Source organism: Acidobacteriota bacterium, from assembly GCA_016713675.1.
GTDB lineage: Bacteria > Acidobacteriota > Blastocatellia > Pyrinomonadales > Pyrinomonadaceae > OLB17.
In genome coordinates this window covers 203240-217360 of the sequence record JADJOS010000005.1, presented here as the reverse complement: position 1 = coordinate 217360, position 14121 = coordinate 203240, and the positions used below count along the sequence as shown (strand labels likewise).

The 14121-nt window shown below is 52.4% G+C and carries 14 protein-coding genes and 1 pseudogene; 7 read left to right on the top strand and 8 right to left on the bottom strand.

Features of this window, described 5'->3' with window-relative positions:
* Positions 1-7: 7 nt before the first annotated feature.
* The 4 genes and pseudogenes from pruA to def all read right to left on the bottom strand — a co-directional run bounded on the left by pruA (position 8) and on the right by def (position 3103).
* Positions 8-1575, bottom strand: a pseudogene (gene pruA / locus IPK01_17805) (L-glutamate gamma-semialdehyde dehydrogenase).
* 68 nt (positions 1576-1643) lie between these two features.
* Positions 1644-2282: a hypothetical protein gene (locus IPK01_17800; GenBank protein ID MBK7935288.1), complete on the bottom strand. Its 639-nt coding sequence runs from the start codon at positions 2280-2282 to the stop codon at positions 1644-1646.
* Between the two features lie 66 nt (positions 2283-2348).
* Complete coding sequence (locus tag IPK01_17795) at positions 2349-2573, bottom strand: hypothetical protein (GenBank protein ID MBK7935287.1); 225 nt, start codon at positions 2571-2573, stop codon at positions 2349-2351.
* 8 nt (positions 2574-2581) lie between these two features.
* The gene (def, locus tag IPK01_17790; GenBank protein ID MBK7935286.1) at positions 2582-3103 is read right to left on the bottom strand and encodes a peptide deformylase; all 522 of its coding nucleotides are present in this window, start codon (positions 3101-3103) and stop codon (positions 2582-2584) included.
* A gap of 150 nt (positions 3104-3253) precedes the next feature.
* On the opposite strand from def, the gene IPK01_17785 reads away from it, so the two are divergent.
* From IPK01_17785 to IPK01_17775, 3 genes are all read left to right on the top strand, one after another.
* Positions 3254-3610 (top strand): hypothetical protein, encoded by a 357-nt coding sequence (locus IPK01_17785; protein ID MBK7935285.1) that lies wholly within the window; start codon positions 3254-3256, stop codon positions 3608-3610.
* A 343-nt stretch (positions 3611-3953) separates the two neighbouring features.
* Positions 3954-4466 carry a hypothetical protein gene (locus IPK01_17780; GenBank protein MBK7935284.1) on the top strand — a complete coding sequence of 171 codons (513 nt, stop codon included), beginning with the start codon at positions 3954-3956 and terminating at the stop codon, positions 4464-4466.
* A 1206-nt stretch (positions 4467-5672) separates the two neighbouring features.
* The gene (locus tag IPK01_17775; GenBank protein ID MBK7935283.1) at positions 5673-6389 is read left to right on the top strand and encodes a hypothetical protein; all 717 of its coding nucleotides are present in this window, start codon (positions 5673-5675) and stop codon (positions 6387-6389) included.
* Positions 6390-6916: 527 nt separating this feature from the next.
* On the opposite strand, the gene IPK01_17770 is transcribed toward IPK01_17775, so the two are convergent.
* On the bottom strand, positions 6917-7291 hold the full coding sequence (locus IPK01_17770; GenBank protein ID MBK7935282.1) for a heme-binding domain-containing protein: 375 nt from the start codon (positions 7289-7291) through the stop codon (positions 6917-6919).
* 135 nt (positions 7292-7426) lie between these two features.
* Here IPK01_17770 and IPK01_17765 point away from each other — a divergent pair, with 135 nt between their 5' ends.
* The 4 genes from IPK01_17765 (at position 7427) to IPK01_17750 (ending at position 10588) form a co-directional block, all read left to right on the top strand.
* The gene (locus IPK01_17765; protein MBK7935281.1) at positions 7427-8200 is read left to right on the top strand and encodes a sterol desaturase family protein; all 774 of its coding nucleotides are present in this window, start codon (positions 7427-7429) and stop codon (positions 8198-8200) included.
* An 89-nt stretch (positions 8201-8289) separates the two neighbouring features.
* Positions 8290-8691, top strand: coding sequence for a cobalamin B12-binding domain-containing protein (locus IPK01_17760; protein ID MBK7935280.1), 402 nt, complete (start codon positions 8290-8292; stop codon positions 8689-8691).
* A gap of 30 nt (positions 8692-8721) precedes the next feature.
* The gene (locus tag IPK01_17755) at positions 8722-9027 is read left to right on the top strand and encodes a hypothetical protein (protein MBK7935279.1); all 306 of its coding nucleotides are present in this window, start codon (positions 8722-8724) and stop codon (positions 9025-9027) included.
* A gap of 109 nt (positions 9028-9136) precedes the next feature.
* Positions 9137-10588, top strand: a complete 1452-nt coding sequence (locus IPK01_17750) for a DUF1446 domain-containing protein (GenBank protein ID MBK7935278.1) — start codon at positions 9137-9139, stop codon at positions 10586-10588.
* 66 nt (positions 10589-10654) lie between these two features.
* On the opposite strand, the gene IPK01_17745 is transcribed toward IPK01_17750, so the two are convergent.
* The 3 genes from IPK01_17745 to IPK01_17735 all read right to left on the bottom strand — a co-directional run bounded on the left by IPK01_17745 (position 10655) and on the right by IPK01_17735 (position 14112).
* Positions 10655-11413: an enoyl-CoA hydratase/isomerase family protein gene (locus IPK01_17745; GenBank protein MBK7935277.1), complete on the bottom strand. Its 759-nt coding sequence runs from the start codon at positions 11411-11413 to the stop codon at positions 10655-10657.
* 90 nt (positions 11414-11503) lie between these two features.
* Positions 11504-13564, bottom strand: a complete 2061-nt coding sequence (locus IPK01_17740) for a M28 family metallopeptidase (GenBank protein MBK7935276.1) — start codon at positions 13562-13564, stop codon at positions 11504-11506.
* 197 nt (positions 13565-13761) lie between these two features.
* Positions 13762-14112, bottom strand: a complete 351-nt coding sequence (locus IPK01_17735; protein ID MBK7935275.1) for a hypothetical protein — start codon at positions 14110-14112, stop codon at positions 13762-13764.
* Between the last annotated feature and the right edge of the window lie 9 nt (positions 14113-14121).

Below are 14121 nucleotides of genomic sequence, written 5' to 3'. Positions count from 1 at the left end.
CCCGCCGCTAGATCTTCTGTGCGACCGACTTTCCTTGCATGAATTGTAACAGATATTCGCGTCCGCCCGCCTTCGAATCGGTCCCGCTCATGTTAAATCCGCCGAACGGATGCACGCCGACAAGAGCGCCTGTGCATTTGCGGTTCAGGTAGAGGTTGCCGACATGAAAATCACGCCTCGCCTGCTCCAAACGCTCCTGCGAAGCAGAGTAGACCGCACCGGTCAGGCCAAATTCCGTGTCGTTTGCGATCTCGATCGCGTGGTCGTAGTCCTTTGCTTTGATCACAGCGAGCACGGGAGCGAAGATCTCTTCCTGCTCGATGGTATCGCCGGGCTGAACATTGCTGATAACGGTCGGCTCGATGTAAAAACCGATCGAATCATCGCCTTTGCCGCCCGTCAGCAACTCACCGCCTTCCTCGATCCCCTTGGCAATGTATCCCATCGTCGTGTCATAGGAACGTTTGTTGATAACAGCGGCCACGTTCGTATTTGCCTCGGTCGGTCGGCCCTTGACGAGCTTATTCGTCAGCTCGACCACCTTCGCCATCAACTCATCGTGGACCTTTTCATCGACGATCAGACGCGAACACGCACTGCATTTCTGCCCCTGAAACCCAAACGCCGCCGAAACCGCCCCGCTCGCTGCCGCATCCAGGTCAGCGTCGTCCGCCACCACGATCGCGTCCTTTCCGCCCATCTCCGCGATAACGCGTTTTATCCAGATCTGCCCCGGACGCGTCTTGGCGGCTTCCTCGTTAATATGTAATCCGACGCCTTTCGAACCGGTGAATGAGATAAACCGCGTCTTTGGATGCGTCACCATCGCTTCGCCGGTCTTCGCCGAGCCGCTGATGAAGTTGACCACGCCCGCAGGCAGCCCGACTTCCTCGAGTATCTCCATGAACTTCGCCGCAATAACGGGTGAATCGCTCGAAGGCTTGAGTACGACGGTATTTCCGGCCACAACCGCCGCCATGGTCATCCCCGCCATTATCGCGAGTGGAAAATTCCACGGCGGAATGATCGCTCCGACCCCAAGCGGAATGTATCCGAACCTGTTGTCCTCCCCGGGATTCGGCGTTATCGGCTGGTCCGCTCCCCAACGGAGCATCTCGCGCCCGTAAAAGTCGCAAAAATCTATCGCCTCTGCCGTGTCTCCGTCAGCCTCGGCCCACGTTTTCGAAACCTCGAACACCATCCACGCCGACAACTCATGTTTACGCTCGCGCATGATGTCGGCGATCTTGAACAAATACTCCGCACGCTCTGCGTACGACACGTTCTTCCAGGTCCTGAACGCCTCAGACGCGGCAGCGATCGCCTTCTCAACCAATGAAGTATCGGTGTCTCCTCCGGGAACACACCTACTACCTCTGTCTTATTCGAAGGATCGGTGCTGTTGAATTTGTGTTCGAGCGCGATCTTTTCACCGTTGATGATGATCGGATATTCGCGGCCGAGTTCGTTGCGGACCTTGTCGATCGCGGCTTGCATCGCCGCCGCGTTCTCCGGCTGTGAATAATCAGTAAATGGTTCGTTTTTGAATTCGTCGAGACTTCTCTGTGTTTGCATATATTTATGATCTTTCGTGTCCGGCACGACCCTAGAACGTTATACCGTAGGTGATCGCAAAGTAGTTCTCACCGACGCCCGAATTGCCGAAATTGTAACCGAACGACAGAAACTGCCGTTTCGTGACGGCGACATTCATACCGACGAACGCATAACCGTAACGATTTGCACCTGAGAACCAGTCGCCGATCACTAAATCCGGCCATGACGCCCCACATCTTGCCGAAATCGCGTTCTCGGGCGATCGCACGGTACATACCGCCCGTTAGACGCGTCCCAATCTTGGGTATCGTCTTACTAACATTCGCGTACACGATCGCAGTGGGCCGGCTGCCTGCAGATTTCGTTAACGGCACGCTTACCAATGCACCTGTAGATACTGCAACTCCGTATTTTTCGTTGTCGTACAGCTTCCGTTTGAAATTGAATTGCAGCTCACGCGGCAGATCGGTCCCGTCGCGCGTTACATAAAAATTCGCTCCGACCTCGGTCCTGCGGTCGACGCCGTAAACTACGCGGTAGCCATAGTTCTGATATCCGCCGTTCTCGTATTTCTTAAATCTTGCGGCAAATGTGCCTTCAACATAAAACTCTCCTTTCTCGAGAGTGTCGGTCGAAGGCGCGTTGAATATCACCGACTGTGCAACTGCGGTCCCTGACAAAAGGAACGCTAAAGTTATCAATTTTCCGACCAAAGTAATACGCATAATACGTCTCCTCATAGATCGGCACTCTCAAAATATGGCGATTTACGCCTTGTTCAGTTGGGCAAACTAAACGTTCAAACTCCGCATCATCTCGCGCTGTTCCCATTCGTCTAACAGTTCGGGAATGACAGGTTCGATATCCTGCTGCCATCCGACGACAAATCTCGGCTGCTGATCGTCGCGCGAATGACGAACATACGTTAATAACAGTACCCAACCTTTAATAAGGTAAAGGTTAAGTTCTCTGATCGAGCCGACCTCGGCCGTCAGTTTGGTATCTTCGATCTTCATCAGTTAAATTACCAATCGCCTGTCTTTTGCAATCTCTTAATCTTACGCTTTGCGAGTTCGCGTTTCAAGGGGGTCATGCGGTCAAGAAAGACAATTCCGTCGCAATGATCGGTCTCGTGCAGAATGCATCTTGCCGCGAGTCCCTCGACGTCTATCTCAAACTCCTCGCCGTTGACATCTTGAGCCCTCGCGATGACGCGCATTTCGCGTCTTACTACCTGAAAAAGCCCAGGGAACGACAAACAACCTTCGTCACCGGTCTGTTCGCCTTCGACAGTTATGATCTCCGGATTGACCATCACGACCTTCACGCCTTCGCGCGTGTCGGATTCGGGGATATCCATCACAAACATCCGCTGCGACAACCCAACCTGCGGCGCCGCCAGACCAACACCGCCCGCCTGTTCCATCGTCACGAACATATCCGCCGCCAGTTTCTCCATCGACGGACCAAAGTCCCCGTCCACTAACGGCCTCCCAACCGTCAACAAAACCGGATCCCCATAATGAACAATATCCAACACCGCCATATCTATAAAACGCGAACAATAATTGTACTACAACAAGGCAGAAACACGACCGGTAGGGAGTGTGTTCTTCCCGTCGGAAGACGTACAGCCGTTGCCAATTTATTTGTATAGTGCTACATTTTCCGTGAAGTTATCCAGACACAAAAAAATATGAGCGAAACCTCTCTTAAGAAAGAACGCGCCGTGCCGAAGTGGGAAACCGATACACGCGACCGGATGCGTGTGGTTATCAAGAAGTACGCAAAGCCTCTTGCTGACCTTTGCGGAGATGCGAACGAAGGCGATACGCGCTTGATTGTCACCGACTTTCTTTGCGAAGGACTCGGCTACGACAAATATGCAGAGCTTACAACTGAATATCGTGTTAAAGGCGAGTTCGCGGACTTTGGAATCCGCCTCGACCAGAAAATGTTCGCCTTTATTGAGTGTGAAGAGAGCGAACACGATTCTTGGCGAGAAACATCTACGACAAGTACAGTCGTATGCGAAACGAAGGGTGAATGGTGATCCTTACGAACGGTCATGACTGCTCTTCCATTTGACCGCAAGCCTCCCGTTCAAACTCATCTTATGTTGGATGCTGATTTGCTTAACGACGAACCGATCAATCAAAAGGGTACCAAGTTCTTCCACCCTTACCCGCGAATCAATGAAGCGTGGGCAAATGAATATTCTTTCGAATCGACGCTACCACGCCTAAAGCTCTTGCAGACCTTATATTCGCACCAGCCGTCAGACGCTTTACGATAAAGATCTTACAGGCCATTGCTTCGAGAACAGAAACTTGAACCTGTTGAAGAACACGGTTATTAGGACTGAGTGTTTTTAGATAGTTGTCTAGTATTAATCAATGGAATCACTTGCGGACAAGGTTCTAATTGCGTTCGTTTCCGCTATTTTCGGAATTGTTGCGGCTGTCCTGACACCACGTTTTCTCGACTGGCGACGAAGAATCAAACTGCACAAAGATTTGATTCACGAATTGGAGTCGATCAAGACACAAATCTACATGCGTCATCTTGCTGGCGCTCGGTCACTTCAACAGTTAACCCACGGACTCATTGACATGTCGTCAAATGTTCGCCTTTCGACACCAATCTTTTCCAACTTCTACAAGGATATATGCTCTGACTTAAATGTTTTTCAAAGGCAATCGTTTGAAATGATCTACAACTTGATCGAACATGTCGATAGACTCGAGCAAGTTCAGTTCGAACGCATTATGGACTGGTCAAAGAATCCAGAAGGTCGAGATATCAATGAGATGATGCAAATGGCTAAGGCACAGTACGAAAATATTCGAGTAATTGATTGGCACATTGGATATCATTTGAGAAATCAGACTTCGTTTTGGGCTATCTAACCGAAGATCACAAGGAATACTTGGGAAAACTAGAAGAAATAAGACGAGACATAAACACAATTATTGAGCGAGCACGAAAGTTCGACAAGAAGGAATTGCTTAAGGTAATTCACGCGAGAAGAATTCGAAATGGCTTCTGCAAAAAGAAGGTGGTGGCTAGTCTTGCCAAACTCCCGAGGCTGCGGCTCTGATATTCCGACAAACCGAGGCCGAGCCTCTTTGGGTTGGTGGTCCTTCTGCCCGGGCAGCCTTTTCATTGTTCCGGTCTTTTGTCGCGTAGCGACAGTGTGATTGTAGCCGTGGGTCTTAACCCACGGTAGATTGGGATGAGATTCCCGTCGCGTCAGCGACGACTGAATGGATCGTTGCCCTTATTCAACCGTCGCTGACGCGACGAGGAACAATATTTCCGACTTTTCCGTGGGTTAAAACACCACGGCTACAATCATCTCGCCGCTAACGCGGCCGGGAAACTGCTGAAGGCCTGTGTTTGCGGGCTTTTTTTGTTTGGGTTGGTGGTTTGGGTGGGCGGTTGTTGGGGAAAGTTGGGCGGATTTGGGTCTAAGTTGGGCAACTTTGTTTCTTAGTTGTACAACTTCAACTCTAAAGTAGTACAACTTTGGCTCTAAGTTGGGCTACTTTAACTCTGAAGTAGTACAACTTTGTCTCTTAGTTGTACTACTTTAACGCTCAAGTAGTACAACTTTGTCTCTTAGTTGTACTACTTTAACGCTCAAGCAGCACTACTTTTTCTCTTAGTTGGGCAACTTTAACTCTGAAGTAGTACAACTTTGTCTCTTAGTTCCGCGACTTAGCGGCTTAGTTGCGTCACTTTTTCGCCTAGTTCCGCAACTTAGCGGCTTAGCTGGGCTTGTTTAAAAAGTTCTTGCATTTCTTTTTTGAAAATATGTACAATACGTTCTGCTTATAACGGAATTCTGGCGAGTGTGGAGCTTTGCTGGAGGATGCGAACGTGTGGGTCAACTCGTGGAGTTGATCACTGTTCGGCCGTTATAAGCCGAAAGGGAGAGAAAACCCTTTATTAATGCACCGAGCAACGCGTTCCCTTCCCTCCGAACCCTCTCATCTCCTGAAATCCTAAATCAAGCAAATTGCCGCGACCGGATCGCGTGAATCCTAACATGGCTGACCTCGATTCGGTCAATGCGGCAAGTTCTAAAATAACTTAAATACAGGAGAAATTGTATGCCGCAGAAGATACTTCCAAATCCCGCATGGTTTCCGCTCTCGCTGCTTGAGAGAGTGTCATGGTACGCGAATTTTGATGCGAAGGCTCAGTTCGAAGGGCTGCTGTACGGGCTGTCGCAGGAGAATCTTGACCAGATCGCGGACGACGGAGACATGATGCAGTTTCTGGGTTCGTCATTTCCGCTGCTCGATGCGTATGAAAAAGCGTGGACTGCGTTTCGCAACGGCATTATGACGCTGCCTGTTGGTTCGCCGATATTCGCAATTCCCGATGTTCCGGCCCTCGGGACGCTGCCAACTGTTGTGCCAACCGGCATTTTTCAGCGGATAATCGAATATCGCGACATCGTTCGCGCTTCTTTATTATATACACCGGAAGTCGGACAGGCCTGGGGCATCGAACCTGTGGCCGCCCAGCCGATCTCGCCGAGCGAAGTCAAACCAACCATCAAGCCATTTGAGGCGGAACACAACTATCACTTCTCTCTTGTGGTCTCAGGCCGCGGCGATGCCGTCATGTGGGACGTTTATGTCCTCAGAAAAGGCGGAAACTGGACCAAACACGGCTCTTATCAAGGCAAATCAGCCGACATAACAATCACCCCAACCACCGCAGGCGACGCCGAACAGATCCAAGTCTATGTCCAACTCCGCAAAGCCAACGAAGACTACGGCCAACCCAGCGATCCTGTTTATGTGACTGTCAATCCTTGATGGGTGATAGGGGACAGGTAACAGGCCGCGAATATTACGTTCGCGGCCTTTTATATGGATATGCGTGCGGCAATCGGGCTGAATATTTTTGAGCGCCATCATGATCATAAGCCCCACGTGAAGCCGTGGGATTACGGTTAACGGAAGGGCTATTTTCATGTTGCCAGATCGCTAACGAGTTTGGGTGGCATTGGTTGTGCGGGCGAACGCTGCATCCACTAGTCATTAGCATGTCGGCTACGCTTTTATTCGCGGAGTCTTCTATGCCGTGAAAATTCCATCGCGACCTCAAACCGCCACGTTCCGCAAAGTCTTCCGTCCCGCTGGGTTCTTCTCGCTCGCCTTCGGTGGCTTCGACTGCTCTGCACTCGCGGATACCTCGCAGCGCTCACTCCGCGTTTCTTCGCGTCGATCTTTAGTTGTTTGGTTGTATCTTCCACGACCGACTACCGACTACCGGCAACTGACTTCGTCCAATCGCACAACGCTTTCTTCTCGGTGTCGGTTAAGACTGCATCGCGGTGGATCTATGTGTACGAAGGCAGCGGCATATTGCCTGCGGTGACCTCTTCGCATATCTCTTCGAGCTTTTTCGCACGTTTTCTGTCGTCGTACGTCGCAAATTTGCTGAAGTTCATCTCCTTCCTGCCGTCATCGACGTGCGATCTGAGGAACCAGCCGTTCGGTTGGATATATGAGTACCACGGATAGACTGTCTTGTTCGTATGGCAGTCGTTGCATGCCTTGCCCATGATGATCGAAACATCGGGCGGAACGCTGGTCATTGATTCGATCGTCTCAGACTGCACGACCGGCGGATTCGTCTTGTCGATCTGAAAGAACTGGATAGCGATAAAAGCGATGGCGAGGATAAGAACGGCGATCTTTATGAAGCGTTTCATTGAAAGCATTGTAAGTCCGGCAAGTTCTTTGGCACAAGCCCGTACGATCGTAAGGGCGTTTCACTCAACGTTGGAAGATACGCCCTTACTTCGTGCGGGCTTGTGCCATGATACTTTCGCCTTTATCCTTTAGTTATGCTGCGACCGACCGTTATTGCCATTCCATTCTTCGCCCTGATGATCGCGGCGGAGGCATGGTGGCACCTTCGCAAAAATGACGGGGAATACAAGGATAGGAAAGATACCTGGGGCAACATTTTCATGGGATTCATGAGCGTGGTGTTCGGCGCATTGTTCGGGCTTGGGACTGGGCTGCTGTACTTGTATTTCTACGAGATCGCACCGTTCAAATTCCCTGCTGAGGCATGGTACACGTGGGCGTTGTTGTTCTTTGCGGACGATTTTCTGTATTACGTGTTTCACCGCGTCAGCCACGAATCGCGTTTGTTCTGGAATTTCCACGTCGTGCATCATTCGAGCGAAGAATATAATCTCAGCGTTGCAGTTCGGCAGAGTTGGTTTTCAGGCATCCTGCATTGGATATTCTACGCACCGCTGATGCTCATTGGATTTGCCCCATGGATGTTTGCGACGATGCATGGATTCAACCTGATCTATCAGTTTTGGATACATACAAAGGTAATTTATAAGTTCCCCGCGTGGTTCGAGTACATATTTAATACGCCTTCGCACCACAGAGTGCATCACGGCGTGAACGAAATGTATCTCGATAAGAACTACGCAGGCGTACTGATAATATGGGATCGTATGTTCGGCAGCTTTATCGAGGAGACCGAAACGCCGCGATACGGCATCATCAAGCCGATCAAGAGCTACAATCCGCGTTGGATACACACGCACGGCTTGTTTGAGATGTGGGCAAAATGCGTGAGCGAAAAGGCATTGTAAGTAAACTGCGGTGCGTATTTGCATCGCCTAACATGGAGTATTAAAAGGCAAATTTCCGAGTTTGCCCTCGCACACGTATAATCATATTAATGAGCGAACGAAAGATCAGAGTTTTGGTGGCAAAGCCCGGCCTTGACGGCCACGACCGTGGTGCGAAGGTGATCGCACGTGCACTTCGCGATGCCGGGATGGAAGTGATCTACACAGGTTTACGGCAAACACCGGAGATGATCGCGTCCGCCGCACTACAAGAGGACGTTGATGCTGTCGGCATCTCGATCTTGAGCGGAGCTCACAACACGCTTTGTCCGCGTATAGTTAACCTGCTGCATGAAAACGGAATGGACGACACGCTCATTCTCGTTGGCGGCATTGTTCCGCAAGAAGACATCGCGAAGCTCAAGTCGATCGGCGTGTCTGAGGTCTTTCTGCCCGGCACATCGACCGAAGATATCGTTACATTTATAAATGCGAATGTTCGCAGCGTATAGTTTGAAGACTGGACACAAGGGGAGAAAATAATGAAAAGAATAATTGCATTAGCTATGGTCGCTGTATTTGCGATCTCGGCAGCAACAGTAGTATCGGCAAGCCCGACCACAGCGGCTCCGACGCAAGACGTTGTGAGCATGGTCAAAAAAGGCGCTCACAAAACCAAACGCGGTACGCAGACCGTTTACCATCGCACAAAGGTCGGCGGTAAATGGGTATATCGCAAAGGCAAGAAAGGCGGCAAATGGACGTATCACAAAGTAAAACGCGGCGGTAAATGGACGTACGTTAAGACACGCAACTTCATTGTAGGCAAACCGAAACGAATTAACTAAATAAACAAGGCTGTCAGCAATGGCAGCCTTCTTATTTTGCGGTCTGTCTTCCTGCGGCTTTGGAAACAGTTCCTCTTACTAGCTCCCTCGCGGAACAATAATTATAGACATGAAACAAACCGTACGAGTTGCAGGTGGGCAAGGGTTTTGGGGCGATCTATTGACGGCGCCGGTCGATCAGGTTCGCAAAGGGCCGATCGATTACTTGATGCTCGATTATCTGGCCGAGGTAACGATGTCGATCCTGCAAAAGCAGCGTTCACGCAATCCCGAGGCCGGTTACGCCCGCGATTTCGTCGAACTAATGCGCGAGATCTTGCCCGATTGCGTCGAAAAAGATATCAAGGTCCTCTCAAACGCCGGCGGCGTCAACGTTGAAGGCTGTGCGAACGCCATCGCCAACGTCGCGCGCGAGCTCGGCCTGCAAGGCAAAGTAAAGATCGGCGTCGTCACCGGAGATGACGTTCTCGATCGGCTCGATCAGTTTATCGCCGACGGCGTCGCGATCAACAGCATGGACGACGGTACGCCTTTGTCCGCGATCCGCGACAAAGTCCAGTCCGCCAACGTCTATCTCGGTGCCGAAGCGTTGGTAGAGGCTCTAGGCAAAGGCGCGAACGTCATCGTCGGCGGCCGCTTGACCGATACGGGCCTGACGCTCGCACCGCTGATGCACGAATTCGGCTGGAGCTTTGACGACTGGGACAAGGTCTCGGCCGGCACGATCGCGGGCCACATCATCGAATGCGGTGCCCAATCGAGCGGCGGCAACTGCCAGTACGATTGGCAAAACATCCCCGACATGGCGAACATCGGCTTCCCGATCGTCGAAGCTTCACCCGACGGCACCTTCATCGTCACCAAACACGAAGGCACCGGCGGCCGCGTCAACATTCAGTCTGTCAAAGAGCAGCTCCTCTACGAAATGGGCGACCCGCACGAGTACATCACGCCCGACGTAGTCGCCGATTTCGCGTCGATCAATCTCGAACCCGCCGGCGACAACCGCGTCCGCGTCCACGGCATCACCGGCCACCCAAAGACCGATTTCTACAAAGTCTCCATCGCCTACACCGGCGGCTACAAATCCGTCGGCACATTAGTCTATTCATGGCCAGATGCTCTAGAAAAAGCCCAAGCCGCCGACAAGATCCTCCGCGAACGCCTAAAAAACCTAGGCCTCGAATTCGAAGTCATCCTAACCGAATACGTCGGCGTCAACGCCACCCACGGCCACCTCGCTCTTGCGACCGCAGGCCGCGAGTCAGGCTCCCCTCCTTACGAAGGAGGGGTGGCAGCCGCTTCGGCTGACGGGGTGGTTCTCTCTCCCGCACGAGACCGCGACATCCCCGAAGTCCAACTCCGCATCGGCGTCCGCAGCCAAAACAAAGCCGACGTCGAACGCTTCACAAAAGAGATCGCCCCACTAATCCTCACCGGCCCGCCCTCCGTCACAGGCTTCGCCGGCGGCCGCCCCAAAGTCGAAGAGATCATGGCCTACTTCCCGGCCCTGATCCCGAAGTCGCTGATCACGCCAAAGGTTGAGATCATCGCAGCGTAAGAACGTAACCATGAAACTGCACGAAATGACACGAAAACCTGCGTTCACATTGGTACTGTTTCGTCGTTAATCTTTCTTAAGAAACTTGGCAATTCCCTTCTGACAGTCGTCGGTCATGCGGGCGGTGGCGTTGACGGTGACGCCTTTTTCGATGGCGGTTTGGTAGGTGTCGGCGTCGATGTCGTAGAGGAGGCGTTTGGTCATCGCGACGGCGGAGCCGCTGACTTTTGTGTAAACGTCGGCGAAGTCGATCACGGCGGCGGCGAGTTCGTCGTCGGGGACGACGCGGTTGATGAGGCCGAGCTGCAACGCTTCGGCGGCGGTGAACTCGAAGCCTTGGGTGAGCAGCTCGAAGCTCTTCTTTTCCCCAAGATTCCGCCGCAATATCGCCGCCACCATCGCCGGAACAAACCCGATCTTCACTTCCGGAAAACCAAACCTAGCGGATTCACCCGCAACAACCAGATCACACCCCAAAGCAAGCCCGCACCCGCCCGCCAAAGCCCTTCCATGCACCGCCGCAATGACCGGCACCCGAACGCTCCTGATCAACGCAAACAACTCAGCTAAGCCGCGAGCGTCCTCAATATTCTCTTCATACGAAGCCGTCGCGATCTTCTGCAAAGCACTAAGATCCGCCCCAGAACAAAAATCCTTCCCCGCCCCTCGAATCACGATCGCCCACAGCGATTCGTCCGCATCGGCCTCACGCAAAGCATCCTTCAACGCCGCAATCAACGCATCATTCAACGCATTGCGTTTATCAGGCCGATCGAGCGTGAGCGTGCGTATCGCACCTTCGGTTGTAACTAATACATCAGGCATAAGAAGTAACCACTAAATTACACGAAATAACACTAAATAAGGCACGATCTATTTTTCGTGGGCTTTAGTGGACTTTCGCGGTTCCAAATCTTAAAAAAGCTTTGCGGCTTTATCGATCTCTGCGGCGAAGTTCTCCAGTGTTTTCGAGACGATGAGAATTTGCTCGCCTGCTTCTTTCCAGTCACGCTGTTCGATTGCCTCGCGGACGCCCGGCAGAGTCTTGACGCCATAGCCAGTGTAAAATCCCGGAGCGTAGATCTGGTGAGTGAACCAATCGCGTCGCGGCAGGCCGTTTGGATTTGTCAGAGTGCGTTCGGTATTGAGCAGGATGCGGTCGAGGTCTTTTTGAGCAGCGGGCGAGAGCGTTTTGCCAGCGGCTTTCTGATAGTTCTTCGCGCTGTCCTGCAATTTAGCGAGAGCATTCTGCAGCGGAGCGAAATTGACGAACGGGACGGCGTCCTTCTGTTTCGGGACGACGAAAGTTTCGGTCGGGTCCTGCACCGCCTTGAGCATCCCGCTCGCGATCTGTTGGTTGAGGACCTTGGTGTCTTCGCGCATGGTGTCGGTCAGGCGTGTGACTTCGCCGACGTAGACGCCGATGGTGTCCGCAAAGTTCGTGAACTCAAACGGCAGCGTCTCGGTACTCGCCAGCCTGATCACGGCGTGGCCGCAGACTTTCGACAGAGCGATGCCGTATTGAAAACCCGGATCGCCGAACCGAGTGTAGTGCTCAAACGAATCGTAGATCGAATGATATGAACCACCACCGTCCTCGCCGCCGAAGCCGAGATTAAGCGATGCTATCCCAAGATGCTGCAGGAACGGTGTAAAGTCGGAGCCTGAGCCCAATGCTCCGATCCGCAGATCGCCGCGAGACATCGCTTCGGTGCGCGCGGCGGGTGAACCGTTTATGACTTGATTCGCTCTCGCACGCTCCCAAACCGACATCTTAGTTTGCGGATCGGAGATATCGCGGGCGACTTCGTTGATAAATTTTTCCAGCGTGTGCGAACCTCCCATGCCGAGGAATCCGCGTCCGTTGGAATCGGTGTTGATATAAACGGCGGCCTTTTGTTTAAGCTCTGCCGCGTGCGTCTCGACCCATTCGGTCGAGCCAAGCAATCCTTCTTCCTCAGCATCCCATGAGCAGAAAACGATCGTGCGTTTAGGTTTCCAACCTGTCTTTGCGAGCTCGGCAATGCCGCGTGCCTCTTCGAGCATCGCGACTTGGCCGCTGGTCGGATCGTCGGCACCGTTCACCCAAGCGTCGTGATGATTGCCCCGAATGATCCACTGATCGGGAAGCTCAGTTCCCTTCATCTTGGCGATGACATTGTAGATCGGCTTCGTGTCCCAGTTGAATTCGAGCTTCATCCGCACGGTCGGCGTCGAACCGCCGAAATGATATGTAACAGGCAAAGCTCCGCGCCACGCGTCAGGCACAACAGCGCCGTCGAGATTCTTGAGAATTGGCAGAGCGTCAGCGTAGGAAACAGGCAAGACAGGGATCTTGGTCAGCGTTTCGGCGTTCTTGATGTCGATTCGCTTTGCGTCTTTTGTGGAGCCGATGCCTTTAGTCAGCGGATCGCCGGGATAAAGCGGCATGTCCATCACCGAACCGCGTTGGACGCCATTCTCATTTCGCCAAGCGCCTTTCGGGTAAACGTCGCCTTGGTAATAGCCGTCGTTGCGAGGATCGGAATAGATAATACAGCCGACGGCGCCGTGCTCAGCGGCGACCTTCGGCTTGATGCCACGCCATGCTCCACCGTAACGAGAAAGCACGATCTTTCCTTTGACACTGACGCCGCGGCGTTCGAGTTCTTCGTAATCGGCAGGCGTTCCGTAATTTACATAAACGACGGGCGCCGTTACGTCGCCGTCGATCGAGTATGCGTTATAGGTCGGTAACTGTTCGCTCTGCTGCTCCGATGAGGCATCGCCAGCGACGGCGGGTTCGTTGAGCTTCATCGTGAATTTCTCAGGTGCGGTCATCTCGACCTGACGCGTTTTCGGCGTCGGAAACAGCACGTGAAACTCTTCGATCTGCGTCTCATAGCCCCACGATCTATACAGCGATGCCATGAACTCGGCATTTTCCTTATTGTAAGGCGAGCCAAGATAATGCGGACGTGCGGAAAGGCGTTTCATCCAAGCACGCTGGTTCTCAGCACTTAAGAACGAGTCAAACTTCGCCTCGTTTTCCCGCTGTTCACCCGACGATCGCCCAGTAAAACCTAACGTCGAAGGCGAAGGCGACGACTGGGCAAGAGTAGTTGTTACAAGTGAAAAAGAAAAAGATAGCAGATCAGTCGTGCGTTCATTATGTCTCCAATTGTATGCGTATTCTAGCCCACTGACAGGCCTAGATCCTTTGCTTCTGCGTCGCTTATGTCAACAAACATCCGAAGTAACGCGGTCGAGAATGTCTTTCCTTGTGCATCGGTCATCAGGCTGAGCGTGCCGCCGCCGCCAAGGCTGCCGTGCAGAAGGAAATTAAGGGCTCCGAGATTTGGTAGCTCAAATCGTTCGACATTGCCTTGGACCATAGAGCCGAAGTGGTGTTTGACATTTTCCGCGGTCACTTCGCGGACGAGAATCGGATAGATCTGGTCCTTGAGAGCGATCACGCCGACGTTTGCGGTATCGCCTTTATCGCCGGAGCGGGCATGGGCGAGTTTTACAAGTTGTATTTTCATAAAGACATT

Coding starts and splice junctions, on each gene's coding strand:
- IPK01_17740 (MBK7935276.1), bottom strand. CDS start 13,564: ATGAAACGCCTTTCCGCACGTCCGCATTATCTTGGCTCGCCTTACAAT.
- IPK01_17770 (MBK7935282.1), bottom strand. CDS start 7,291: ATGAAACGCTTCATAAAGATCGCCGTTCTTATCCTCGCCATCGCTTTT.
- def (MBK7935286.1), bottom strand. CDS start 3,103: ATGGCGGTGTTGGATATTGTTCATTATGGGGATCCGGTTTTGTTGACG.
- IPK01_17765 (MBK7935281.1), top strand. CDS start 7,427: ATGCTGCGACCGACCGTTATTGCCATTCCATTCTTCGCCCTGATGATC.
- IPK01_17735 (MBK7935275.1), bottom strand. CDS start 14,112: ATGAAAATACAACTTGTAAAACTCGCCCATGCCCGCTCCGGCGATAAA.
- IPK01_17795 (MBK7935287.1), bottom strand. CDS start 2,573: ATGAAGATCGAAGATACCAAACTGACGGCCGAGGTCGGCTCGATCAGA.
- IPK01_17745 (MBK7935277.1), bottom strand. CDS start 11,413: ATGCCTGATGTATTAGTTACAACCGAAGGTGCGATACGCACGCTCACG.
- IPK01_17750 (MBK7935278.1), top strand. CDS start 9,137: ATGAAACAAACCGTACGAGTTGCAGGTGGGCAAGGGTTTTGGGGCGAT.
- IPK01_17760 (MBK7935280.1), top strand. CDS start 8,290: ATGAGCGAACGAAAGATCAGAGTTTTGGTGGCAAAGCCCGGCCTTGAC.
- IPK01_17775 (MBK7935283.1), top strand. CDS start 5,673: ATGCCGCAGAAGATACTTCCAAATCCCGCATGGTTTCCGCTCTCGCTG.
- IPK01_17755 (MBK7935279.1), top strand. CDS start 8,722: ATGAAAAGAATAATTGCATTAGCTATGGTCGCTGTATTTGCGATCTCG.
- IPK01_17785 (MBK7935285.1), top strand. CDS start 3,254: ATGAGCGAAACCTCTCTTAAGAAAGAACGCGCCGTGCCGAAGTGGGAA.
- IPK01_17780 (MBK7935284.1), top strand. CDS start 3,954: ATGGAATCACTTGCGGACAAGGTTCTAATTGCGTTCGTTTCCGCTATT.
- IPK01_17800 (MBK7935288.1), bottom strand. CDS start 2,282: ATGCGTATTACTTTGGTCGGAAAATTGATAACTTTAGCGTTCCTTTTG.